Source organism: Streptomyces sp. NPDC001816, assembly GCF_042892235.1.
In the GTDB taxonomy this organism is placed as follows: domain Bacteria; phylum Actinomycetota; class Actinomycetes; order Streptomycetales; family Streptomycetaceae; genus Streptomyces.
The window spans coordinates 541,202-563,905 of the sequence record NZ_JBIATY010000005.1 but is presented as its reverse complement, the minus strand read 5'-3'; the positions used below and the strand labels follow the sequence as shown (position 1 = coordinate 563,905).

At 71.2% G+C, this 22,704-nt stretch carries 24 protein-coding genes; 15 read left to right on the top strand and 9 right to left on the bottom strand.

Features of this window, described 5'->3' with window-relative positions:
• Window positions 1–35 precede the first annotated feature (35 nt).
• Window positions 36–866 (top strand): class I SAM-dependent methyltransferase, encoded by an 831-nt coding sequence (locus tag ACFYZZ_RS21310; RefSeq protein WP_389178058.1) that lies wholly within the window; start codon window positions 36–38, stop codon window positions 864–866.
• Between the two features lie 43 nt (window positions 867–909).
• Here ACFYZZ_RS21310 and ACFYZZ_RS21305 read toward each other — a convergent pair whose 3' ends face one another.
• On the bottom strand, window positions 910–1,302 hold the full coding sequence (locus ACFYZZ_RS21305; RefSeq protein WP_389178055.1) for a VOC family protein: 393 nt from the start codon (window positions 1,300–1,302) through the stop codon (window positions 910–912).
• A 71-nt stretch (window positions 1,303–1,373) separates the two neighbouring features.
• Between ACFYZZ_RS21305 and ACFYZZ_RS21300 the strand changes: the two genes are divergently transcribed.
• Window positions 1,374–1,913 carry a GNAT family N-acetyltransferase gene (locus ACFYZZ_RS21300; protein WP_389178053.1) on the top strand — a complete coding sequence of 180 codons (540 nt, stop codon included), beginning with the start codon at window positions 1,374–1,376 and terminating at the stop codon, window positions 1,911–1,913.
• A gap of 28 nt (window positions 1,914–1,941) precedes the next feature.
• On the opposite strand, the gene ACFYZZ_RS21295 is transcribed toward ACFYZZ_RS21300, so the two are convergent.
• Window positions 1,942–2,625, bottom strand: a complete 684-nt coding sequence (locus ACFYZZ_RS21295; RefSeq protein ID WP_389178050.1) for a glycerophosphodiester phosphodiesterase — start codon at window positions 2,623–2,625, stop codon at window positions 1,942–1,944.
• Between the two features lie 406 nt (window positions 2,626–3,031).
• Here ACFYZZ_RS21295 and ACFYZZ_RS21290 point away from each other — a divergent pair, with 406 nt between their 5' ends.
• From ACFYZZ_RS21290 to ACFYZZ_RS21270, 5 genes are all read left to right on the top strand, one after another.
• The gene (locus tag ACFYZZ_RS21290) at window positions 3,032–4,429 is read left to right on the top strand and encodes a DUF6421 family protein (protein WP_389178047.1); all 1,398 of its coding nucleotides are present in this window, start codon (window positions 3,032–3,034) and stop codon (window positions 4,427–4,429) included.
• Window positions 4,426–5,217, top strand: coding sequence for an SDR family NAD(P)-dependent oxidoreductase (locus ACFYZZ_RS21285; protein WP_389178044.1), 792 nt, complete (start codon window positions 4,426–4,428; stop codon window positions 5,215–5,217). The genes ACFYZZ_RS21290 and ACFYZZ_RS21285 overlap by 4 nt, the downstream gene beginning before the upstream one ends.
• Window positions 5,214–6,284: a threonine aldolase family protein gene (locus ACFYZZ_RS21280; RefSeq protein WP_389178041.1), complete on the top strand. Its 1,071-nt coding sequence runs from the start codon at window positions 5,214–5,216 to the stop codon at window positions 6,282–6,284. Before ACFYZZ_RS21285 ends, ACFYZZ_RS21280 begins: the two co-directional genes overlap by 4 nt.
• A 78-nt stretch (window positions 6,285–6,362) precedes the next feature.
• Window positions 6,363–6,956 (top strand): transglutaminase domain-containing protein, encoded by a 594-nt coding sequence (locus ACFYZZ_RS21275; protein ID WP_389178038.1) that lies wholly within the window; start codon window positions 6,363–6,365, stop codon window positions 6,954–6,956.
• Window positions 6,957–6,966: 10 nt separating this feature from the next.
• Window positions 6,967–7,677 carry a B3/4 domain-containing protein gene (locus tag ACFYZZ_RS21270; protein ID WP_389178035.1) on the top strand — a complete coding sequence of 237 codons (711 nt, stop codon included), beginning with the start codon at window positions 6,967–6,969 and terminating at the stop codon, window positions 7,675–7,677.
• 58 nt (window positions 7,678–7,735) lie between these two features.
• Here ACFYZZ_RS21270 and ACFYZZ_RS21265 read toward each other — a convergent pair whose 3' ends face one another.
• Window positions 7,736–8,464, bottom strand: coding sequence for a lysophospholipid acyltransferase family protein (locus tag ACFYZZ_RS21265; RefSeq protein WP_389178033.1), 729 nt, complete (start codon window positions 8,462–8,464; stop codon window positions 7,736–7,738).
• A gap of 190 nt (window positions 8,465–8,654) precedes the next feature.
• A complete protein-coding gene (locus tag ACFYZZ_RS21260; protein WP_389178031.1) occupies window positions 8,655–9,071 on the bottom strand; it encodes a DUF4395 domain-containing protein in 417 nt (138 codons plus the stop codon).
• A gap of 75 nt (window positions 9,072–9,146) precedes the next feature.
• Between ACFYZZ_RS21260 and ACFYZZ_RS21255 the strand changes: the two genes are divergently transcribed.
• From ACFYZZ_RS21255 to ACFYZZ_RS21240, 4 genes are all read left to right on the top strand, one after another.
• Window positions 9,147–9,560 (top strand): thioredoxin family protein, encoded by a 414-nt coding sequence (locus ACFYZZ_RS21255; protein WP_389178272.1) that lies wholly within the window; start codon window positions 9,147–9,149, stop codon window positions 9,558–9,560.
• A 216-nt stretch (window positions 9,561–9,776) separates the two neighbouring features.
• Window positions 9,777–10,286: a flavin reductase family protein gene (locus ACFYZZ_RS21250; protein ID WP_389178028.1), complete on the top strand. Its 510-nt coding sequence runs from the start codon at window positions 9,777–9,779 to the stop codon at window positions 10,284–10,286.
• A gap of 218 nt (window positions 10,287–10,504) precedes the next feature.
• Window positions 10,505–11,293: an electron transfer flavoprotein subunit beta/FixA family protein gene (locus ACFYZZ_RS21245; RefSeq protein ID WP_389178025.1), complete on the top strand. Its 789-nt coding sequence runs from the start codon at window positions 10,505–10,507 to the stop codon at window positions 11,291–11,293.
• Between the two features lie 56 nt (window positions 11,294–11,349).
• Window positions 11,350–12,312 carry an electron transfer flavoprotein subunit alpha/FixB family protein gene (locus ACFYZZ_RS21240; protein ID WP_386575116.1) on the top strand — a complete coding sequence of 321 codons (963 nt, stop codon included), beginning with the start codon at window positions 11,350–11,352 and terminating at the stop codon, window positions 12,310–12,312.
• Between the two features lie 57 nt (window positions 12,313–12,369).
• Here ACFYZZ_RS21240 and ACFYZZ_RS21235 read toward each other — a convergent pair whose 3' ends face one another.
• On the bottom strand, window positions 12,370–13,275 hold the full coding sequence (locus tag ACFYZZ_RS21235; protein ID WP_389178022.1) for an endonuclease/exonuclease/phosphatase family protein: 906 nt from the start codon (window positions 13,273–13,275) through the stop codon (window positions 12,370–12,372).
• A 157-nt stretch (window positions 13,276–13,432) separates the two neighbouring features.
• On the opposite strand from ACFYZZ_RS21235, the gene ACFYZZ_RS21230 reads away from it, so the two are divergent.
• On the top strand, window positions 13,433–14,731 hold the full coding sequence (locus tag ACFYZZ_RS21230) for a DUF6986 family protein (protein ID WP_389178019.1): 1,299 nt from the start codon (window positions 13,433–13,435) through the stop codon (window positions 14,729–14,731).
• 182 nt (window positions 14,732–14,913) lie between these two features.
• On the opposite strand, the gene ACFYZZ_RS21225 is transcribed toward ACFYZZ_RS21230, so the two are convergent.
• Window positions 14,914–15,654 (bottom strand): hypothetical protein, encoded by a 741-nt coding sequence (locus ACFYZZ_RS21225; protein ID WP_389178016.1) that lies wholly within the window; start codon window positions 15,652–15,654, stop codon window positions 14,914–14,916.
• Between the two features lie 7 nt (window positions 15,655–15,661).
• Window positions 15,662–16,723, bottom strand: a complete 1,062-nt coding sequence (locus tag ACFYZZ_RS21220; RefSeq protein ID WP_389178014.1) for a LacI family DNA-binding transcriptional regulator — start codon at window positions 16,721–16,723, stop codon at window positions 15,662–15,664.
• A 212-nt stretch (window positions 16,724–16,935) separates the two neighbouring features.
• On the opposite strand from ACFYZZ_RS21220, the gene ACFYZZ_RS21215 reads away from it, so the two are divergent.
• On the top strand, window positions 16,936–17,889 hold the full coding sequence (locus tag ACFYZZ_RS21215; RefSeq protein WP_389178011.1) for an ROK family protein: 954 nt from the start codon (window positions 16,936–16,938) through the stop codon (window positions 17,887–17,889).
• 562 nt (window positions 17,890–18,451) lie between these two features.
• Here ACFYZZ_RS21215 and ACFYZZ_RS21210 read toward each other — a convergent pair.
• Both ACFYZZ_RS21210 and ACFYZZ_RS21205 read right to left on the bottom strand, forming a co-directional pair.
• Window positions 18,452–20,485, bottom strand: a complete 2,034-nt coding sequence (locus tag ACFYZZ_RS21210) for an NPCBM/NEW2 domain-containing protein (RefSeq protein WP_389178008.1) — start codon at window positions 20,483–20,485, stop codon at window positions 18,452–18,454.
• Window positions 20,486–20,694: 209 nt separating this feature from the next.
• Window positions 20,695–21,048: a hypothetical protein gene (locus tag ACFYZZ_RS21205; RefSeq protein ID WP_389178005.1), complete on the bottom strand. Its 354-nt coding sequence runs from the start codon at window positions 21,046–21,048 to the stop codon at window positions 20,695–20,697.
• Window positions 21,049–21,256: 208 nt separating this feature from the next.
• On the opposite strand from ACFYZZ_RS21205, the gene ACFYZZ_RS21200 reads away from it, so the two are divergent.
• Complete coding sequence (locus tag ACFYZZ_RS21200; RefSeq protein ID WP_389178002.1) at window positions 21,257–21,448, top strand: hypothetical protein; 192 nt, start codon at window positions 21,257–21,259, stop codon at window positions 21,446–21,448.
• Between the two features lie 144 nt (window positions 21,449–21,592).
• Window positions 21,593–22,648, top strand: coding sequence for an NUDIX domain-containing protein (locus ACFYZZ_RS21195; protein WP_389177999.1), 1,056 nt, complete (start codon window positions 21,593–21,595; stop codon window positions 22,646–22,648).
• The last annotated feature ends 56 nt before the right edge of the window (window positions 22,649–22,704 follow it).

Genomic DNA, 22,704 nt, shown 5'->3' with positions numbered 1-22,704 from the left:
TGTCCCGTCCCGGCACGAGACGGGAGGCTGCGGGGATGGAGACGGATCACGCAGCGGGAGCCGCGGCTCCCGCGCTGGCCGAGGAGATCGCGGAGTACTACGAGCGGGACCAGGAAGACGGCCGACTGCGTACGGGCGCCGGACGCCTGGAGCTGTGGCGCACCCAGGACGTCCTGCGCCGCCTCCTGCCACCCGCTCCGGCCGGCATCCTGGACGTGGGAGGCGGCAGCGGTGTCCACGCGCAGTGGCTCGCCGCCGAGGGCTACGCGGTGGAACTCGTGGACCCGGTGCCCCTGCACGTGGAACACGCGGCCCGCCTGCCCGGCGTGAGCGCGCGCGTCGGCGACGCCCGTGCCCTGGCGGTGCCGGACGCGTCCGTGGACGTGGCGCTGCTCCTCGGCCCCCTCTACCACCTGCCCGAGCGGGAGGACCGGGTCCGGGCACTCGCCGAGGCCCGCCGGGTGGTGCGGCCCGGAGGCCTCGTGGTGGCCGCCACGATCAACCGGTACGCCGCCCTGCACGACAACCTGAGCACGGGGCTGTACTTCGACGCCGAGTACCGCCCGCAGATCGAGGCAGCGGTCGGCGACGGCCGGATGCGACCGACCGGCGGGCCGAAGTCCCTGTTCACGACGGCCTACTTCCACGATCCCGCCGACGTCCCGGCCGAGTTCGCGGACGCCGGCCTGACACCGCAGGGTCAGTACGGCCCGGAGGGCGCCGCCTGGCTGATGGGCGACGTCTCCGACTGGCTCGACGACCCCGCCCGCCGCGACCTGGTCCTGCGCGCACTGCGGCAGACCGAGTCCGAGCCGTCGCTGCTCGGCATCAGCGGCCACCTGCTCACGGCGGGCAGCAGGGCCTAGGGAGCGTCCGGATCAGGTCGCCGGCATGCTCCGGAAAACACCCCTAGATCCCCGGCCGGTACCGCAGCGGATGATCCGACGGCACCTCCACCAGCACGACCGGGGTGCCGTCCGGGTCGGCGATCCACATCTCGACCAGGCCCCACGGCTCCTTCACCGGCGGCCGTACGATCTCGACGCCCTTGCCCAACAACTCCTCGTGCGCGCCGGTCACGTCCTCGACCTGCAGCCACAGCCGGACCGCCGGCGACGGCGGGGCCGGCGAGCGGCCGGAGACCTCCAGGAAGCCGCCGCCGAGGAAGTAGACGGTCCCGCGCTCCGGACCCGTGCCGAACTCCCGGTAGACGGCGAGGCCCAACTGCTCGCCGTAGAAGGCGCGGGAGCGCTCGGGGTCGCTGGGGCGCAGCAGGGTCCGGCTGCTCAGTACGTGCACCATGCACCCGGACTCTAGTGGCAGAGTTACCCTCATTCCTGGCTCAGCCGCGCCCGAGATCGGAGACCGCCCCCATGGACACCACCGCCACCGGACCGACGTTCCGAGACGCCACCGACGCCGACGTCGACGCGCTGGTCGCGCTGATCGAGTCGGCGTACCGGGGCGACTCCAGCCGGGCCGGGTGGACCACCGAGGCGGACATCCTGGAGGGGCAGCGGACCGACCCGGAGGGCGTGCTCGACGTCATCAAGTCGCCGGACAGCCGGCTCATGACCGTCGAGCAGGACGGCCGGATCGTCGCCTGCTGCCAGCTCGAACACCGCGGCCGGCACGCCTACTTCGGCATGTTCGCGGTCAGCCCCGCACTGCAGGGCGCGGGCCTCGGCAAGGTCGTCATCGCCGAGGCGGAACAGCTGGCGCAGCGGACCTGGGGCGTGACCGAGATGCACATGACCGTGATCTCGGTCCGTGACGACCTGATCGCCTGGTACGAGCGCCGCGGCTACCGCCGTACGGGAGAGATGACGCCCTTCCCGTACGGCGACGAGCGCTTCGGCATCCCGCAGCGCGACGACCTGCAGTTCGAGCTGCTGGTGAAGCCGCTGGCGTGACGCCTGTCGCGGGAGACCGCGCGCCGGGTCAGGCCGTGAAGCGGCCCGTGCGCTTGATCTCCGGGTAGTCGGTCGTCGCCCCGTCCAGCTGGAGTGCGCGGACGAGCCGCAGGTGGTCCTGCGTGTTGACCACCCAGCCGATGATCCTCAGGTCGGCCGCGCGCGCGTGTTCGACGACCTCCAGGGTCAGCCGGCGGATGTTGAGACAGACGGTCGCGGCACCCACCTCGGTGGCGCGCTCCACGACGTCGGTGCCGTAGCGGCTCGCGATCAGCGCGGTGCGCACGCCCGGCACCAGCCGGGTGATCTCGGCGACCGCCTCGTCGTGGAACGAGGACACCTCCACCCGGGAGACCAGGTCCTGCCGGTGCATGACCTCGGCGAGCGCCCTGGCCGCCGCCACATCCTTGATCTCCGCCTGCAAGGGCGTCTTCACCGCGTCCAGCACCTCCTCGAAGACCGGCACCCGCTCCCCGCGGCCCGCGTCCAGGGCGCGCAGCTCCGCGAGGGTCTTCTCGGCGATCGGGCCGGTGCCGTCGGTCGTGCGGTCCACCTCCGCGTCGTGCATGACGACCAGGGCGCCGTCCTTGCTCAGATGGAGATCGAGTTCGATCAGGTCGAGGCCGGCCTGCTGCGCGGCGACGAAGGAACGGAGGGTGTTCTCGGGCTCGACACCCATGACCCCGCGGTGACCGATGGTAAGGAAGTTCAAGGTTCAACTCGCTTCCGTCGACGGCGGCTCGGCGCCCGCGAACCCGACGGGACGTCGGTGTCCGCGCGGCAAGGTCGCAGCCTAATGGCCTGCCCCCGCGATGAACCCGCACGTGCGCGGCCGGATCGGGGCGCGGTGCCTGTGGCACCTGGCTCGGATGCGCCTGTGTGGTCACCCTGAGGTGGGCGAGTCCTCGATGGCATTGACCGGCTGGATCTGATCGATCCCTCCGCAGTCGCCCATACTCCGAGATCGCGGCGAAAGTGACCGCCGTCACGGTTTCAGACAGGAAAAATGTCGGTGACCATGCGGCTCGGCAGAATAATTTCCCGAGCTGCCTCTTGCTGGGAGAAACTGGGTATGCATACGGTGTCCTGACGCGAGGTTCTCCCGTGGAGGATGGGACATGACGGAAATTCTTGTGCAGGCGGGTACCGAGGGACAGGTTCCTTCGCTGACCAGGGTCGTTGAGCACCCGGCCTGGCCCGAGCTCAAGGATGCCGTGGAGCAGATCCGGCCATGGCAGTCGAAGGACGGATCGATCGACTTCGAGGCCGAGGGCGCCCCGCAGCGAGCCGAGGCCGAGGCGGCAGTGGAGCGTGTCGTCGCCGGGGTCCAGCAGCTCTCCGCGCTGGTTCCGCACGACGTCGCCTACCACGAGGCCCTCGTCAAGGACCTGCGCCGCTGGGCCGAGGGCGGCTTCCAGGTGCCGGACTTCCTCGACTCCCTGCTGGAGTTCCAGCCCGCGGCGGGCCGCGCGGACGGTCTGCAGCACCTGGTCGTCTTCCCGATGTACACGCAGAACGGCAACCCGGACCGCAACTTCGAGGCGGTCGTGCTGCGCATGGTGTGGCCGGACTGGCTGGCCGAGCTGGAGCGCACCCGGTACGACAACCCGCTCTTCTGCGGCATCACGTTCGAGGACTTCACGGCCGGGTACGACACCAACTCCGCCGTCCTCTTCCCGGAGACCGTCGCCGTGCGCGAGGCGCCGGAACGATTCACCTGGGGCGCCATCTTCTGCGACCGCGAGGCCGCCCGCTTCCGCCGGGTCACCGAGGCCGCCGTCGACACCCTCGGTGTCGAGCTGCCCGAGGACATCTCCGCGATGGTCCACGACCAGAAGCGCTGCGAAGAGGCCTTCGTGCTGTGGGACATGGTCCACGACCGCACCCACAGCCACGGCGACCTGCCGTTCGACCCGTTCATGATCAAGCAGCGCCAGCCGTTCTGGATGTACGGCCTGGAGGAGCTGCGCTGCGACCTCACCGCCTTCAAGGAGGCCGTGAAGCTCCAGGCGGACGGCGTCCAGCAGGCCCGTGACGTGCAGTACGCGGTGCTCTTCGACCGCATGTTCCGCTTCCCGCTCACCGGCGACCGCGTGCGCAACTACGACGGCGTCGGCGGTCAGCTGCTCTTCGCCTACCTGCACCAGCACGACGTCATCCGCTGGACCGACAACAAGCTCACCATCGACTGGGAGCGCGCCCCGCAGATCACCAACCAGCTCTGCGCCGAGATCGAGAAGCTGTACCGGGACGGCATCGACCGCCCCAAGCTCGTGCACTGGTTCGCGGGCTACGAGCTGGTCTCCACCTACCTCGCCCCGCACCCCGGCTCCAAGTGGGCCAAGGGTCCTGACGCCCTGGACCTGACCCAGCCGCCGCGCAAGCTCGTCGACGACGTGCTTCCGGACGAGTTTCCGCTGAGCATGTTCTTTGAGGCCCTGTCCAAGAAGCTGAAGAATGTGATCGCCTCAACCAAGGGCATCACGGCGGACAGCGCCGAGCGGCTCGCCGCGTGAGCGGCCGCGTCCAGAAGACTGTTCAAGAGGGGAAGAACGTGGGGAACAACGGGTCTCTCAGTGGTGCGGTGATCGCGGTGGCCGGTGCGGGCGGACCCGCCGGGCATGCGGCGCTGGTCCGGCTCGCCGGGGCCGGTGCGGTGGTCGTCGGTGCCGACAACAACCCCGAGCGGCTGGCGGAGGCCGTGGACGCGGCCCGCTACGCGGGCGGCGGTGCCACGGTCACCGGCGAGACGGTCGATCTGCTCAACCTGCAGTCGACCCGTGAGTGGGCGGCGCGCATCGAGAAGGACCACGGCCGTATCGACGGTCTGGTCCACCTGGTCGGCGGCTGGCGCGGCAGCGCGAACTTCGCCGAGTCCGACCTGGGCGACTGGGACCTGCTGGAGAAGCTGCTCGTCCGCACCGTCCAGCACACCTCCCTGGCCTTCTTCGACGGCCTGCAGCGCAGCGACCGCGGCCGGTACGTGCTGATCAGCGCCGCCGGCGCGTCGAAGCCCACCGCGGGCAACGCCGCGTACTCCGCGGCCAAGGCCGCCGCGGAGGCCTGGACGCTCGCCATGGCCGACGGCTTCCGCAAGGCCGGGGGCGAGGAGGGTCCGCGCTCGGCGGCTGCCATCCTGGTGGTGAAGGCGCTGGTGCACGACGCGATGCGCGCCGAACGCCCCAACGCGAAGTTCGCGGGCTTCACGGATGTCAAGGACCTGGCCGAGGCCATCGAAGGCGTCTGGAGCAAGTCCGCCGCCGAAGTGAACGGAAACCGTCTGTGGCTGACCGAGAAGCCGTGAACCCTCCCAGGACCGACGCGCGTCGCCACCACGACCCGCAGGTCCGCGGTTTCGCCAGCGACAACTACGCCGGGGCGCATCCGGAGGTGATGGCCGCCCTGGCCCTGGCCAACGGCGGCCACCAGGTGGCGTACGGCGAGGACGACTACACCGAGAACCTCCAGCGGATCATCCGCAGCCACTTCGGAGCCACCGCGGAAGCCTTCCCGGTCTTCAACGGCACCGGCGCGAACGTCGTCGCGCTCCAGGCGGTCACCGACCGCTGGGGCGCGGTGATCTGCGCCGAGAGCGCGCACATCAACGTCGACGAGGGCGGCGCCCCCGAGCGCATGGGCGGCCTGAAGCTGCTCACCGTGCCCACGCCCGACGGCAAGCTCACCCCCGAGCTGATCGACCGGCAGGCCTGGGGCTGGGAGGACGAGCACCGCGCGATGCCGCAGGTCGTCTCGATCACCCAGAGCACGGAGCTGGGCACGCTCTACACGCCCGAGGAGATCCGGGCGATCTGCGAGCACGCCCACGCGCACGGCATGAAGGTGCACCTGGACGGCTCGCGGATAGCCAACGCGGCCGCGTCCCTGAACGTGCCCATGCGGACGTTCACCAACGCGGTCGGCGTCGACATCCTCTCGCTCGGCGGGACGAAGAACGGCGCCTTGTTCGGCGAGGCGGTCGTGGTCCTCAACCAGGACGCCGTCGGCCGCATGAAGCATCTGCGCAAGATGTCCATGCAGCTCGCCTCCAAGATGCGCTTCGTGTCGGTGCAGCTGGAGGCGCTGCTCGCCAAGGACCTGTGGCTGCGCAACGCCCGGCACGCCAACGAGATGGCCCAGCGGCTGGCCGAGGGTGTCCGCGCGGTGCACGGGGTGGAGATCCTCTACCCGGTGCAGGCGAACGGTGTCTTCGCCAAGCTCCCGCACGACGTGAGCGAGCGGCTGCAGAAGCGGTTCCGGTTCTACTTCTGGGACGAGGCCGCGGGCGTCGTGCGCTGGATGTGCTCCTTCGACACCACGGAGGAAGACGTCGACACGTTCGTGGCGGCGCTCAAGGAGGAGATGGCGCGCTAGCCCCCGAATATGCATAGGTATGCGGTCTCCTGAAAAGTCATTGACTGTCGGGTGACCGCATTCCTATGCTCTGCGGCCATGGAGCTGATCCAGAACGCCGCCGACCTGTCCGCTTACCTGGCTGCTGACGAGGTCATCGACCATCACCATCCCGTGGTGCGGGAGACGGCCGCCCTGCTGGCCGAGGGGGTCGCGGACTCGTATGCCTATGCGCGCGCCGCCTACGAGTTCGTCCGCGACACCATCCCGCACTCCGCCGACGCCGACGACCCGCGCGTCACCTGGCGTGCCTCGGACGTGCTGGAGCGGCGCACGGGCATCTGCTACGCCAAGGCGCACGCCCTGGCGGCCCTGCTGCGGGCCGAGGACATCCCCACCGCCCTGTGCTACCAGCGGCTCATGCACGACGACGGCAGCGGTCATGCCGTGCACGGCCTGGTCGCCGTACGCTTCCACGGGGCCTGGCACCGGCAGGACCCGCGAGGCAACAAGGCGGGCGTGGACGCCCGGTTCTCCCTGGAGGGCGAGCAGTTGGCCTGGATCCCCGACCCGGCGTCCAATGAGGTGGACTACCCGGCCTTGTACGCTGAACCGCACCCGGCCGTCCTCAGTGCGTTGAAAGCGGCCCCGGACCGGTCGGCCCTGTGGAAGACGCTCCCCAGCACTCTCTGAGGCGAGGCAGATGACGCTCCTTCTCACCGTGTCCGACGAGGTCCGTGCGCTCGCGCCCGGCTTCACCCATGTCGTGATCGAGGCGTACGACCTGGTCAACGGGCCCAGCACCGAAGCGAGTTCGGCGCTGCTGGACGAGGCGGCCGGCCGGCTGGCCGCCCGCCTGGACGGACGAGCGCCGCACGAGGACCCGCACATGGCCGCCTGGCGGGAGACGTACGCCGCCTTCGGCTCCAAGCCGTCGCGCACCCGCAACTCGGCCGAGGCACTGGCCAAGCGGGCTCTCGCCGACGGCGGCCTGCCCCGGATCAACCTGCTCGTGGACCTCTACAACGCCATCAGCGTCGCCCACCTGGTCCCCGTCGGCGGCGAGGACATCGACCGCATCCAGGGCGAGATGCGGCTCGTGCGCGCCACAGGCGAGGAGGACTTCGTGACGGTCGCGGGCGGCGAGGAGGCCGTCGAACACCCCGACGCGGGCGAGGTCGTGTGGCGCGACGAGGCCGGTGTGACCTGCCGTCGCTGGAATTGGCGCCAGGGCCCGCGCACCCGGCTCACCGAGGAGACGGTTTCCGGCCTGTTCCTGCTGGAGACCCTCGCCCCGATGCCGGTCCCGGAGGCGGAGGCGGCGGCCGCCGAACTCGCCGAGCTGCTGGAGAAGTTCAGCCCCGGCGCCCGCATCGAGGTACACGCTCCGGCGTCGGCCGGCGCTCCCGCCTGACCGACGCTTCGTGGTACTCGCTGATCTCCCGGCTCTGAGTGACGGGGGATCGGCCGCGTCAGTGCGCCTGGGCCGCCCGCAGCTGCTCGGCCGTGGGTGCCGTACCACCGAGGTGGGCCGGGAGCCACCAGGAGTCCTCCGCGCCCTTCGGGCGTGCGGGGTAGGCGCGCTGGGCGGCCTCCAGCAGTTCCTGGACGCCCTCGCGCAGGCGGCGGGTGATGGCGCCCGCGTACTGGTCGCGCGGGGCCTCGACCGGCTCGCCGACCCGGATGGTGATCGGGGTGTGGCTGCGCTTGAAGTTGCGCGGGTGCCCCTTGGTCCACAGCCGCTGCGTGCCCCACACCGCCATCGGGACGAGCGGGACGCCCGCCTCCTGGGCGAGGCGGGCCGCGCCCGACTTGAAGCTCTTCAGGGTGAAGGACTGCGAGATCGTGGCCTCCGGGAACACCCCGATGACCTCGCCGGAGCGCAGCGAGTCCAGCGCGTGCGCGAAGGCGGCCTCGCCCTGCTTGCGGTCCACCGGGATGTGCTTCATCCCGCGCATCAGCGGCCCGGACACCTTGTGCCGGAAGACGGACTCCTTCGCCATGAAGCGCACCAGACGCTTCTGCGGCAGGGCCGCCAGGCCGTTGAAGATGAAGTCCAGGTAGCTGATGTGATTGCTCACCAGGACGGCACCGCCCGAGCGCGGGATGTTCTCCGACCCCTGGCAGTCGATCTTCAGGTCCCAGGCCTTGAACAGCGTCTTGGCGAGACCGACGACGGGACGGTAGACCAGCTCTGCCATGGGCGGGGTGGGCCCTTTCTGCTCTGCTCGGGAAAGGGGGGCTCCCGGCGGGAAAGTTACGCAGCCGTAGGTTTACGGCGTCTCGCAGATCGTGCCCGAAGAACGGACCGGTAGCCAGTCCTGGTGCCTCGCGGCGGCGAGATCCTCGTCACGTCGGCCTAATGCCCCGCCTCGGTTCTTCAAGTCCGCATCACTCTGCGCGTACCGTGAGTCTCTTCACGAGCAGGAACAACTCGCACCCCAGGCAGTACTCGAACGTGGCATTGAGGAAGGCGGCGGCGAGCGCGGCGCCGGTCGCGGCGAGCCCCAACCAGGCCGGGCCGAGCGTGAATCCGACGAGCCCGAGCCCGGCGAACACCAGCCCGACCGCCTGTGCGAACCGCGGCGGTTCCGGCGCCTCGAACTCCGTCGGCGGTCCGAGCCGCGGCCGCACCACCGTCCGGAACAGCCGACCGTACGGCGACCGGCCCACTCCGCCCGCCGCGCCGAGCGCGAACGTCAGCGTCTGCCAGCCCAGCACCCAGGCGCTCTGCGTGACGAGCGCCACCGCCAGCACGACGGTCGTCACGGCAGCCGTGAAGCGGGGCCCCCTCGCATCGATCTCCATGAATCAAGCATTCCGCAACGGAAACTCCATCGGGAGGGGGGAATCTTTGCAGTCTCATGAATGCTGGTGCGGATGATGACCGGACTGGTGGTGTGCGTGGCGGTGCTCGCCGTGGCGAGCGCCTACGGAGTGCTGCACAAGCGGCGGAGTGGGAGAGTGCGGGTGCGCGGGCGGGACGACGGCAGGCGGATCGGAGCGGCCGAGCTGGGCGGTGAACTGGGGGAGCGGGCCACGCTCGTGCAGTTCTCCAGCGCCTTCTGCGCACCCTGCCGGGCCACCCGGCGCGTCCTCGGCGAGGTCGCCGCAATGGTCCCCGGCGTCACCCACGTCGAGATCGACGCCGAGGCCCACCTGGACCTCGTACGCGAGCTGGAGATCCTCAAAACGCCCACCGTGCTGGTCCTCGACGCGGACGGCCGGGTGGTGCGACGCGCCACCGGACAGCCCCGCAAGGCCGACGTGATCGCGGCCCTGGGGCAGGCGGTGTGAGGCCCTCGGGTGCACGGTGAGGCATCTCCCAGATCCCGGAACGAACTTGACTGTGCACGCCACCTATCGTCAGCCTGACCCTATGCCGACCGAACTCCTTCTCCTCGGACGGGGACACCTTCATGAAGGCGCCCTGGTCCGCACGTCGAGCGCGCGCTGTCCGCGCTGTTGAACAGCACCGACCCCGCTCGTCACCCCTCGCAGAAGGACAATTCCATGACGGCCTCGCCCGAACTCGGCACCTTCCAGCTCGCCTCGCCCGACCTGCTGCGCTCCACCTTCCGCCGGCACGCCGCCGGTGTCGCCGTGATCACCGCGCGCGGTGCCTCGGGCCCGGTCGGGTTCACCGCCACCTCTCTCACCTCCGTGTCCGCCGACCCCCCGCTCGTCTCCTTCGGTATCGGCACGGGCGCCTCCAGCTGGCCCGCCGTCGCCGAGACCGAGCACGTCGGCATCCACATACTCGGAGAGCACCAGAGCGACCTGGCCGCCACCTTCGCCCGCAGCGGCGCCGACCGCTTCGGCGCGCCCACGGTCTGGCGGGAGGGCCCGAACGGCGTACCGGTCCTGGATGACGTGCTGGCCTGGCTCGTCTGCCGGATCGTCGGCCGCGTACCGGCCGGTGAGCACCGCATCGTGCTCGCCGAGGTGGTCCTCGGCGACTCCACGGGTGCGGGGCGTCCCCTTCTCTACCACCAGGGCCGCTTCAACGGCCTGCGGGATTGATCACGCCTCTCCCGGCCTGCGAAGCCGTCGAGTTCCGGTTACGCTGCGTTGCGAAGGTCACAGTTCAAAGCGCTTGCTTAGCGGGCATGAACTGGGTGTACTGACGAGTAATATTTCGGTCGGAGCGCGCGGACGCCCCGACCGGGATCGGCCGCTTGAGGCGCCTATGCTGCCTGCAAGAGGCAGCCCGGAAATGACGATGCAGTAGGAGAGCCGGCGTGAGCTTGAGGATCGTTGTCACTGTGAAGTACGTGCCCGACGCCACTGGCGACCGGCACTTCGCCGATGACCTGACCGTCGACCGCGACGACGTGGACGGTCTGCTCTCCGAGCTGGACGAGTACGCGGTCGAGCAGGCGCTGCAGATCTCCGAGAACTCGGACGACGACGTCGAGGTCACCGTCCTGACGGTCGGCCCGGAGGACGCCAAGGACGCGCTGCGCAAGGCGCTGTCCATGGGTGCCGACAAGGCCGTCCACGTCGAGGACGACGACCTGCACGGCACCGACGCCATCGGCACCTCGCTGGTGCTGGCCAAGGCGATCGAGAAGGCCGGCTACGACCTGGTGATCTCCGGCATGGCCTCCACCGACGGCACCGCCGGTATCGTCCCGGCCCTGGTGGCCGAGCGTCTGGGCGTCCCGCAGGTCACCCTGCTCTCCGAGGTCTCGGTCGAGGACGGCACGGTCAAGGGCCGCCGCGACGGCGACGCCGCGAGCGAGCAGCTGGAGGCCTCCCTGCCGGCCGTCGTCTCCGTCACGGACCAGTCGGGCGAGGCGCGTTACCCGTCCTTCAAGGGCATCATGGCGGCCAAGAAGAAGCCGGTGGAGTCCTGGGACCTGTCCGACCTGGACATCGAGGCCGAGGAGGTCGGTCTCGAGGGTGCGTTCACCAAGGTCGAGGCCGTGGCCGAGCGTCCGGCCCGCACGGCCGGCACCATCGTCAAGGACGAGGGCGAGGGCGGCAAGCAGCTCGCTGAGTTCCTCGCGAGCCAGAAGTTCATCTAAGGCTCGACAGCCTGACCGCCCCTCAGACTTCGTAATCCGCAAGGAGATCCGTTCCCATGGCTGAAGTTCTCGTCTACGTCGACCACGTGGACGGTGCCGTCCGCAAGCCCACCCTGGAGCTGCTGACCCTGGCCCGCCGCATCGGCGAGCCCGTCGCCGTCGCGCTGGGCAACGGCGCCGCCGACACCGCCGCCGCGCTCGCCGAGCACGGCGCGACCCGCGTCCTCACGCACGAAGCGTCCGAGTACGCCGACTACCTGGTCGTCCCGAAGGTGGAGGCCCTGCAGGCCGCCTACGAGGCCGTCTCCCCGGCCGCCGTGCTGGTGCCGTCCTCCGCGGAGGGCAAGGAGATCGCCGCCCGTCTGGCGCTGCGCATCGGCTCCGGCATCATCACCGACGCCGTCGACCTGGAGGCCGGCGACGAGGGCCCGGTGGCCACCCAGTCGGTGTTCGCCGCCTCCTTCACCACCAAGTCCCGCGTCATCAAGGGCACCCCGGTCATCACGGTCAAGCCGAACTCGGCCGCCGTCGAGGCCGCCCCGGCCGCCGGCGCCGTCGAGGCCCTGGCCGTGTCCTTCTCGGACAAGGCCACCGGCACCAAGGTCACCGGCCGCACCGCCCGCGAGTCGACGGGTCGTCCGGAGCTGACCGAGGCCGCGATCGTGGTCTCCGGTGGCCGTGGCGTCAACGGTGCCGAGAACTTCTCGATCATCGAGGCGCTCGCCGACCAGCTCGGTGCGGCCGTCGGTGCCTCGCGCGCCGCGGTGGACGCCGGCTGGTACCCGCACACCAACCAGGTCGGCCAGACCGGTAAGTCGGTCTCGCCGCAGCTGTACATCGCCAACGGCATCTCCGGCGCGATCCAGCACCGTGCCGGTATGCAGACCTCGAAGACGATCGTGGCGGTCAACAAGGACCCCGAGGCCCCGATCTTCGACCTGGTCGACTACGGCGTCGTCGGCGACCTCTTCGACGTCGTCCCGCAGCTCACCGAGGAGATCAAGACCCGCAAGGGCTGATCGCCGCCAGGCCGTACGAGGCCCCCGTGACCGCGCGCCGGTCACGGGGGCCTCTGCTCATCCCAGGGTGATCCAGGCCTGCACGGGCAGGTGGTCGCTCGGGAACCGGCCGTTCCTGGAGAAGGTGTTGATCGACGCCCGCCGGGTCGTGACCCCCGGCGTGGACAGGATCCAGTCGATGCGGTCGCCGTTCGGGACGAGCGGCTTGTAGCCGTGGAACGTGCCGTACAGCGCGCCGCGCTCGGCGGCGGTCTCCCAGGTGTCGACGAGACCGGCGCCGAGCATCGTGTCGTATACCCGGTTCCGGTGCGCGGCGACGTTGAAGTCGCCGGTCACCACGACCGGCAGGGAGCGGTCGAGGCCGGCGATCCGCTGGGCCATGAGGGCGGCGCTGCGTTCGCGCGCGGACTGCCTCGCGTGGTCGAAGTGGGCGTTCAGGACGTAGAACTCCCGTCCGCCGTCGTGCAGGTCGCGGAAGCGGACCCAGGTGACGATGCGCGGGAACGCGGCTCTCCAGGTGTTGGAGCCGATCACTTCCGGGGTGTCGGAGAGCCAGAAGGTGTAGTGCTCGACCGGGGACAGGCGCCGGGTGTCGTAGAAGACCGCCGCGAACTCGTCGCGGCTGCCGCCCTCGCGGCCGGTGCCGATCCAGTCGTAGTGCGGTCCGAGGTCGGCGTCGATGTCGCGCAGCTGCTGGTAGAGGCCTTCCTGGGTGCCGATGACATGGGGCTGCTCGCGGCGCAGCAGTGTGCTCATCACCGGTCTGCGGACGGCCCAGCTGTTGGGCTCGGCGGTGCTCGCGAAGCGCAGGTTGAAGGACATGATCCCCAGGGGGCGGGCCCGGTGCTCCCGCGCCGAGGCGGACGGGGCGGGCAGTGCTGTACTGGACAGGGGAGTGGTGACGGCCGCGAGCAGTGCGGCCTTGAGACCCAGACGGCGCGTGACTCGGCTGCGGTTCGACACGGAGGCTCCTTCGGTGGAACGGCCGGGCGAGTCGTGCGCAAGAAAGTGTGCCGCAGCGGCGTCGCGTGGACATGGTGTTGACCATCTCGAAGGTCCCCGGATAACTTCATTCTACGGATTGTTGATTCCGTAGAGCGGAAACATGGAGGGTGTGGGAATGGGTCAGCAGGAGAAGGTGGCGACGAGCCTCGCGGGCGCCGTCAGCGAGCAGATCAGCGCCTCCCTCGCGCCGGTCGACGCGGAACTGGAGCGCCGCTACCCCGGAGACCCCGGCACGCGGCAGCCCGTCCACACCGTGTACGTCCCCGGTGACGCCTTCGCCGCCGACACCATCCGCTCCTGGGGCGACCGGGCCCTCGCCGCCCTCGACGAGCACGCCCCGGACGCGGCCTCGTTCGCGGCCGTCCTCGGCCTGTCCGACGACCTCGCCGAGCCCGTCTACTCCCGAGTCCGCGCAAAGCTGGAGCGCGAGCCGATCGAGGATCTGCGCGTCGACTTCGAGGACGGCTACGGCCCCCGCCCGGACGCCGAGGAGGACGAGACGGCCGCCCGCGCCGCCCGTCTGATCGCCGAGGCCTGCAAGAACGGCACGGCGGCCCCGTACATGGGCATCCGCATGAAGTGCATGGAGGCCGCGGTACGCGACCGGGGCATCCGCACCCTCGACGTCTTCCTCACCGCGCTGATCGAGGCCGGCGGCCTGCCCGAGGGGCTGGTGCTGACCCTGCCGAAGGTGACGTACGCCGAGCAGGTCGGCGCGTTCGTACGCCTCCTGGAGGCCTTCGAGAAGGTGCACGGCCTGGAGTCCGGGCGGCTCGGCTTCGAGATCCAGATCGAGACCAGCCAGTCCATCCTGGCCACCGACGGCACCGCGACCGTCGCCCGCATGATCCAGGCCGCCGAGGGCCGCGCCACCGGCCTGCACTACGGCACCTTCGACTACAGCGCCTGCCTCGGCGTCTCCGCCGCCTACCAGGCCAGCGACCACCCCGCCGCCGACCACGCCAAGGCGATCATGCAGGTCGCCGCAGCGGGCACCGGCGTACGCGTCTCGGACGGCTCCACCAACGTGCTGCCGGTCGGCCCGAGCGCGAAGGTCCACGACGCCTGGCGCCTGCACTACGGCCTGACGCGGCGCGCGCTCGCCCGCGCCTACTACCAGGGCTGGGACATGCACCCCGGCCACATCCCGACCCGCTACGCCGCCGTCTTCGCCTTCTACCGCGAAGGTTTCGAGCAGGCGGCCGCCCGCCTCGCCCGCTACGCCAACCGCGCCGGCGGCGACGTCATGGACGAGCCCGCCACCGCCAAGGCCCTCGGCGGCTACCTGCTGCGCGGCCTGGACTGCGGCGCCCTCGACATCGCCGAGGTCGCCCGCCTCACCGGCCTGACCCGAGCCGACCTGGAGGGCTTCGCGGCACCCCGGCGCGGCGACCTGACGGCCTCGGCGAAGTAGCGGCCTCGGCGAAGTAGCGGCCTCCCGCGACAGGACGAGCCGCCCCGGTGCAGCGTCGTCGTGCCCTTCAACCTGGTCCCGTGAGCCCACGCCCGCCCCGTCACCCCTGACCGGCGGGCAACACCCCGAGCAGTCGTCGGCCGCACCGAACGCAGCCGGCGCCGCCGACGGGCAGGTGTGGGTTACGGCCGGCCGTGCGCGTACGGTTCCAGCCCCGACTCCGTCACCCACGCGTGCTCGGCGAACAGCCGGGTGCCCCGCGCGCACAGCGCGGCGTCGGCGCGGGCCCGCGCGCAGAACTCCTCCGGTGTGACTCCGAACAACGCACGCAACAGGGCTGATGCCACGAGGAGTTCGGTGAGCAGCGGACGCTGCCCGGGATGCCGGCGGGGTGTGCCCATGCCGTCGTGCAGCACGCCGTGCCGGTTGACGTAGGCGAACGCGCCGGTCAGCGCAGAGCCGTCCGGCAGCTCGATCCGCACGTCCGGTGCGGGCAGCCAGGCCCGCCGGAAGTGCGGCTCGCTGGCGTCGATCACCGCCAGCTGCCGCGGGTCCAGCCAGATGACGAACAACTCCCGTAAGCAGCAAGCGGACCTGACGGGCGAGGCGGAGACGTAGCCCAGCACACTCACATGGGCGGAGACGCCCACGTCGATGCCGGTCACCCGCGCCCGCACCATCGGGATGGCCGCGTCGATCCCGGACTCGTCCATCTTGTGGCGCAGCTGGCCCGGGCAGGCGTTGGAGCCGACGGCGAGGACCGGCGTCCGGTCCTCGTGCACCAACCGGTCCAGCGGCAGCATCCGGTCGCCGCGCAGCAGCCCGGAGTCGGCGGGCCAGGCGCCCGGATAGGTCAGCGGATGGTCGCGGGGTGCCCCGGCGAGGCCGAGTTCCGCCAGGGTGCGGCCGACGTCACCGGTCACGGGCGGCTCAGTCCGCGGGCGGCAGCTCGCCCGAGCCGCGGGTGACGAGCCGGGTCGGCAGCTCGATGCGCTCGGGCGCGACGAGGGTGCCGTCCAGCTGGCGGAAGAGACGCTCGGCGGCGGTCCGGCCGAGGGCGGCCGCGTCCTGGGCGACGACCGTGACACCCGGCTGGAGCAGATCGGCCAGCTCGATGTCGTCGAAGCCGACGAGGGCGACCGGGCGGGACTGCTCGGCGAGGACCCGGATCACGGTGACCGTCACCCGGTTGTTGCCCGCGAAGATCGCGGTGACGGGGGAGGGGCCGGCGAGCATCTCCTCGGCCGCCCGGCGCACCCGCGCCGGGTCCGTCGCCCCGAGCGACATCCACCGCTCCTCGACCGGTATCCCGGCGTCCTCCATGGCGGCCCGGTAGCCGCGCAGGCGCTCGGCCGCGGTGTGGATGCGGGGCATGTCGCCGATGAACCCGATGCGGCGATGGCCGTGCGCGATCAGGTGGGCGACGCCGTCGCGGGCGCCGCCGAAGTTGTCCGACAGCACGACGTCGGCGTCGATCTTCCCGGCGGGGCGGTCCACGAACACGGTGGCCACGCCCGCCCTGATCTCCGGCTCCAGGTAGCGGTGGTCGTCCCCGGCCGGGATCACCACCAGACCGTCCACCCGCCGGGCGCACAGCGCCAGCGCCAGCTCCTGCTCCCGGTCCGGGTCCTCGGCGCTGGAGCCGTTGATCAGCAGGGCGCCGTGGGCCCGGGCCACCTCCTCTACCGCGCGGCTCAGCGGGCCGTAGAACGGGTCGGCGAGGTCCTCCAGGACCAGGCCGATGCTGGCCGTACGGCCTTTGCGCAGGACGCGCGCGCTGTCGTTGCGGCGGAAGCCGAGCGCGTCGATGGCCTCCTGGACGCGGCGCTCGGTGTCCGGGGTGACGCCGGGCTCGCCGTTGACCACACGGGACACCGTCTTCAGGCCGACCCCGGCGCGCGCGGCCACGTCCTTCATCGTGGGACGGTTGCCGTAACGCGACCCGGAGTGACGGTCTGCGGGGCGATCTGCGCGGCGGCTGGTCTCGGGCACGATGCGGCGTCCTGTCCTGTCGTCCGGGTTGTCCACGGGGGTGGTGCGTAGATCCGTGGTTTGTATGAGGATGTGGCGTCGAGCATAGAGCCTGGACAACGTTGTCAGATCCGCGAGACACTGTCTACCGCTGTCTCCGGCCTGCGCCCCCACCGCTGGACCGGCCTGCCTCTTTCTGGTTATTCAAGGTTCAACGGGGAGATCTGACACTGATGTACACCGACCTCGTGGCGGCCCTGGACATCGGCGGCACCAAGATCGCCGGCGCTCTGGTGGACGGTCACGGACGGATCCAGGCACGCGCACAGCGTGCGACGCCCGCGCAGCAGGACGGCGAAACGGTCATGCGGGCCGTCGAGGAGGTGCTCGGTGACCTCGCCGGGTCACCCCTGTGGGGACGCGCCGGCTCCATAGGCATCGGCAGTGCGGGCCCGGTGGACGCCTCCGCGGGCACCGTCAGCCCCGTGAACGTGCCGGGCTGGCGTGACTTTCCGCTGGTCGAGCGGGTGCGCTCAGCCACCGGGGGGCTGCCGGTCGAGCTGATCGGCGATGGGGTGGCCATCACCGCGGCCGAACACTGGCAGGGCGCCGCCCGCGGCCACGACAACGCGCTGTGCATGGTGGTCTCCACCGGCGTCGGCGGCGGCCTGGTCCTCGGCGGGCAGCTGCATCCCGGCCCGACCGGCAACGCCGGGCACATCGGGCACATCAGCGTCGACCTCGACGGCGACCCGTGCCCGTGCGGCTCGCGCGGCTGCGTCGAGCGCATCGCCAGCGGCCCCAACATCGCCCGCCGCGCCCTGGAGCAGGGCTGGCGGCCGGGCCCGGACGGCGACACCTCCGCCGCGGCGGTCGCCGCCGCCGCCCGGCAGGGCGACCCGGTCGCCGTGGCTTCCTTCGAGCGGGCCGCCCAGGCCCTGGCCGCCGGCATCGCGGCCACCGCGACCCTGGTGGAGATCGACATCGCGGTGATCGGCGGGGGTGTCGGCAAGGCCGGCGACATCCTCTTCACCCCCCTGCGCAAGGCCCTCGCCGACTACGCGACCCTCTCCTTCGTCCAGCGGCTCACGGTGACGCCTGCGCAGATGGGTACCGATGCGGGTCTGGTCGGCGCTGCCGCGGCCGCGTTGGCTCTCAGGCCGGATGCGACTGCGGCGGGGGTTTGAGGGCGGTTGGGCGGCCGGCGGTGACGCCTGCGCGGAGGGGTGCGGGTGCGGGTCTGGTTGGCGCTGCGGCGGCCATGTTGGCTCTTGGGCCGGGCGGGACTGCGGCGGGGGTCTGGGGGCGGGCGGTTTACGGTGACGCCTGCGCGGATGGGTACGGGTACAGGTGCGGGTCTGGTTGGCGCCGTGGCGGCCGTGTTGGCCGTGTTGGCCGGTAGGCCGGATGCGATTGCGGCGGGGGTTCGAGGGCGGCTTGGCGGCTGAGGGCCACGGTCGTGCGCACGGGCACCGGCACGGGCACGGGTCTCATCGGTGCCACCGCGGCCGCGTTGGCCCGTAGGCCGGACGCGACCGCAGCAGGGGTTTGAGGGCGGCTCGGCGGCTGACCTTGGCGTGGGCGTGCGGAGCCACGGTCAGCGGCTGAGTCCGGCGTCCGTGTTCGGAGCCACCGTCAGCGGCTGGGCACGGCGTACGCGTTCGGAGCGGCGGTCAGCAGCGCAGCCCGGCGCCCGCGATCCGAGCCGTGGTCAGCGGCTGAGCCCGGCGCCCGCGTTCCGAGCCGCGGTCAGCAGGTCAGCCGTGCGTTCGCCCAGTCCGCGTGGTCCGAGTCGATGCCGTCTCCGCCGTCGGTGACGACGAGGCGGACCACCTGGGCGCCGGTGACGTCGGCGTTGAGCGGCTGGGCGGGTTGTGCGTTGGTCAGTACGCCGGTCGAGGCGGCCTTGGTGCCGTCCGCCCAGATCTCGAAGGCGACGGTGCCCTTCGTGCCCTTCTCGTCGTCCACGCCGACGTCCGCGGTGACCTTCTCGCAGGTCTTGCCGGTGTAGAAGGAGACCTCGCTGTCCGCGTGGACGCCCAGCCCCTTGGCGTACGCGACGCCGCCCAGGGTGATGGGGTGACCGTCGCCCGCGGCACTCTCCCCGTTGCTGGTGTCGCGCTCGACCGGCCCCCAGCCGCCGGCCGCCGACAACCAGGGCAGATCGCTGAGGTACGACGTCCCGGTGGGCGGCGGCAGCACGACGGTCGCGGTCAGCGGGAGGGTGCTGGTGACGTTCTCTCCGGTGGGTGAGCGGTAACTCGCCTTGAGGGTGAGGCCGTAGGAACCGGTCGGCGTCCCCGCGGGGGCGGTGACCCGCCAGCCCGTGCGCAGCGACTTGCCCGTGGTGAGGGCGGTGGCCGTGGTCGCCGAGGTGGCACGTACGGTCCAGCCGTCCGGGCCGGTGAGTGACACGGACACCCGGCGCGCGGATGTCCGGCCGAGATCGGTGACGGCGGTGGTCAGCGTGGCCGGGGTGCCCGCCTCCACGAACGGGCTTGAGTCCAGGCCGAGTTCCGCGGCGGGCGGGTTGACGGCCCAGTCCGGGTCGGCCGCGACCCGCAGCAGGACCGTGCCGTGGGCCGGGACGGTGGCCGCGAGGGTGCCCGCGGTGTTGTAGCTGCGGTGCTGCCACAGGTCGCGCAGGGTGTAGGCGGGAGCGTCGGGCAGGCCGACGGCTGCCGCGGTGGTGGCGATCCGCTGAGCGGTGCCGGACTCGTTGAACAGGGCGACGGCGCGGCTGCCGTCCTTCATCTCCTTGGCGATCACCCAGCGTCCGCCCCCGGAGGAGACGACCGTGCCCTGCTTGCCCAGCGGGTCCTGGTCGACGGCGATGACCTCTTTGTTGTCCAGGATGTCGAAGGTCGATTGCGAGGCCTTGCGCAGGTCCGTGCCGATGAGCAGGGGCGCGGCCATGACGGACCACAGGGAGAAGTGCGAGCGGTACTCGGTGTCCGTCATCCCGCCGTTGCCGACCTCCAGCATGTCGGGGTCGTTCCAGTGGCCGGGCCCGGCGTACGGCGCGAGCGGCAGGTTCTGCTTGAGGATCGACAGCATCGAACCCCAGCTGTCGCTGATGTCACCGGTAGTTCGCCACAGGTGACCGACGTCCGACGCCCACTCCCAGGGCTTGTTCTCGCCCCATTCGCAGATGCTGTAGACAATGGGCCGGCCGGTCGCCTCGAGGGCGTCACGCATGGTCCGGTAGCGCAGCTTGGCGTCGACGCCCAGGTTGTTGCAGTTGTCGTACTTGAGGTAGTCGACGCCCCAGTCGGCGAACTGCTGTGCGTCGCTGTACTCGTGGCCGAGCGCACCCGGGAAGCCCGCGCTGTTGCAGGTCTTGAAGCCGGCGCTGGTGTAGATGCCGAGCTTGAGGCCCTTGCTGTGGACGTAGTCGGCGACGGCCTTGATCCCGTTCGGGAAACGGGCCGGGTCCGGCACCAGCTTGCCCTCGGCGTCCCGGTTCGGCAGGGCCCAGCAGTCGTCGAGGTTCACGTACTGGTAGCCGGCGTCCTTCAGCCCCTTGGCCACGAAGAGGTCCGCGATCCCCTTGACCATGGCCTCGTTGAAGTCGGCACGGCAGTGCGTGGAGTTCCAGTTGTTGAAGCCCATGGGCGGGGTGAGGGCGAGGTCGTCGGCCGGCGAGGGGGCGACGACGGGGTGCCGGGCGGGGGCCGCGACGGCGGGGGCGGCCAGGCCCGCCGTGCACAGCAGCCCCGCGGTGAGCGCTCCGGCCACTCTTCGGCGGGTGGTCCGGGTGGTGCGGGTGTGAGGGTGACGCATCGTTGACGTTCCTCCGACTCGCGCAAGGTGGGATGACGGCATGTACGTGTCACCGGTGCGCGCTTACGGTAGGACGTGTCGGAGTGTGTTGGAAGAGGCGCGTCAAAGTTGTTCGATATTCCGTCAATCCCCTTGACGGCAGGGCGTTTTGGGAGAGGGTGGAGAGGCCGGGCGTTCGGTTCTGTTGGATCGCCGGGCCTCCTGCGGCCTCACCGGAACTCGTGCACGACCTCGATCCGGCCCGCGATGTGGGCGTTGAACTCGTCCAGCTCTTCGGCGGGCACCCACAGCTCCAGGATCGTCTCGCCGCCGGCCTGTCGGACGGGATAGCGGCCGAGGAACTCCGTGTCGACCTCGAAGCGCGTGACGAACCCGGCGCCGCTGTGCTTGACGTTCCAGTCCCGGGCGATCCTGATCGCGTAGTCCTCGTTGAGAACCGGGTAGAAGATCGGCTGCTCCGGCAGTCGCGGAGGCCAGGCTCTCCAGTCCAGCTCCCGGACCAGGTCCAGCTCCTCGGGGCCGGTGGGGCGCCAGAGGGTGGTCGTCGGGCGGGGGCTGGTCATGGCTGTCGTTCTCCTGGTCGTGGTCCGCCTGCTTCCGGCGGGCCGGGACCAGGACGATACCGACGCCGTGATCACTGCGGCCACCGGGTTTCCGTAGCGACCGCCGCTCCCGGACGCTTGGCCAAGGGGGTTCGCCGTCCTCGTGACCTTGCCGGGGAATCGCGGTGATCCGCGTGACTCCCGGACGGTTCCGCAGTTGATCCAGGGCATGAAGAAGCGCAGCATGCTCGCCATCGCCACCCTCGCCACCGGATTCGTCGTGGCCGCCGTCACCCCCTCGCACTCCGCGGACAAGGGACCGCTCGGTGACCTCAACGTCTCCGGCACCCTCGACCACGTCGACCACATCGTCAGCCAGGACAGCTTCGCCGTGGACGACCAGGCGCAGGGGCGGGAGTAGCCCGGCCCGGTGCCCGGACCCCGTGCCGGTGTCCCCGACGCGAGGGGCACCGGCACGCGCGTGTGCGCGCCCTCAACTGGATGTGGTTTCCGTGGCAGGGTGGAGCGGGCAAGCCACAGGGGGCCAACAGAAGAGGGGGAGTCCGTGACCGTCGTCTGGATCAACGGCGCGTTCGGCGCGGGGAAGACCACCACCGCACGGGAACTGATCGAACTGATCCCGAACAGCGCGCTCTTCGACCCCGAGGTCATCGGTGGAGCGCTCTCGCACCTGCTGCCGCCCAAGCGCCTCGCCGAGGTCGGCGACGTCCAGGACCTGCCGATCTGGCGCCGGCTCGTGATCGACACGGCGGCCGCCATGCTCGCCGAGCTGGGCGGGATCCTGGTGGTCCCCATGACCCTGCTGCGCCAGGAGTACCGCGACGAGATCTTCGGCGGCCTCGCCGCCCGCCGGATCGCCGTACGCCATGTGCTTCTCGCCCCGGCGGAAACGATCCTGCGCGAGCGGATAGCCGAGCGGGAGATCCCGCCGGACCTGCCCGACGGCGAGATGCGCCGGCGGCAGTGGGCGTACGACCACATCGAGCCCTACCGGGCCGCCCTCGCCGCCTGGCTCACCGCCGACGCCCACCTCGTGGACACCAGCACGCTCACCCCGTACGAGACCGCCGTCCGCATCGCCGACGCCGTCGGCAGCGGCACCGTGGCCCCCTGTGACATCGTGCAGACCCCCGAGCCCACCGCCGAGACCCTCGCCGCCGGCGTGCTCCTCTTCGACGAGCAGGACCGGGTGCTGCTCGTCGACCCCACCTACAAGCCCGGCTGGGAGTTCCCCGGCGGGGTCGTCGAGCGCGGCGAGGCCCCTGCCCGCGCCGGTATGCGCGAGGTCGCCGAGGAGACCGGGATAAGGCTGCAGGAGGTGCCCCGGCTGCTCGTCGTGGACTGGGAGCGTCCCGTGCCCCCCGGTTTCGGCGGGCTGCGCCTGCTCTTCGACGGCGGCCGGCTGGACACCGCTGCGGCGGCCCGGGTGCTGCTGCCGGGGCCTGAGCTGCGCGCCTGGCGCTTCGCGACCGAACAGGAGGCCGCCGACATGCTGCCGCCGGTCCGCTACGAGCGGCTGCGCTGGGCGCTACGGGCCCGCGAACGAGGCGCCGCGCTCTATCTGGAGGCCGGCGTGCCGGTCGCCGGACAGGCCGCCTGACACACTCTGACGCCCCCGGATCCCCGCCGCGTCCGTGATGTCGGCGGGGAATCCCG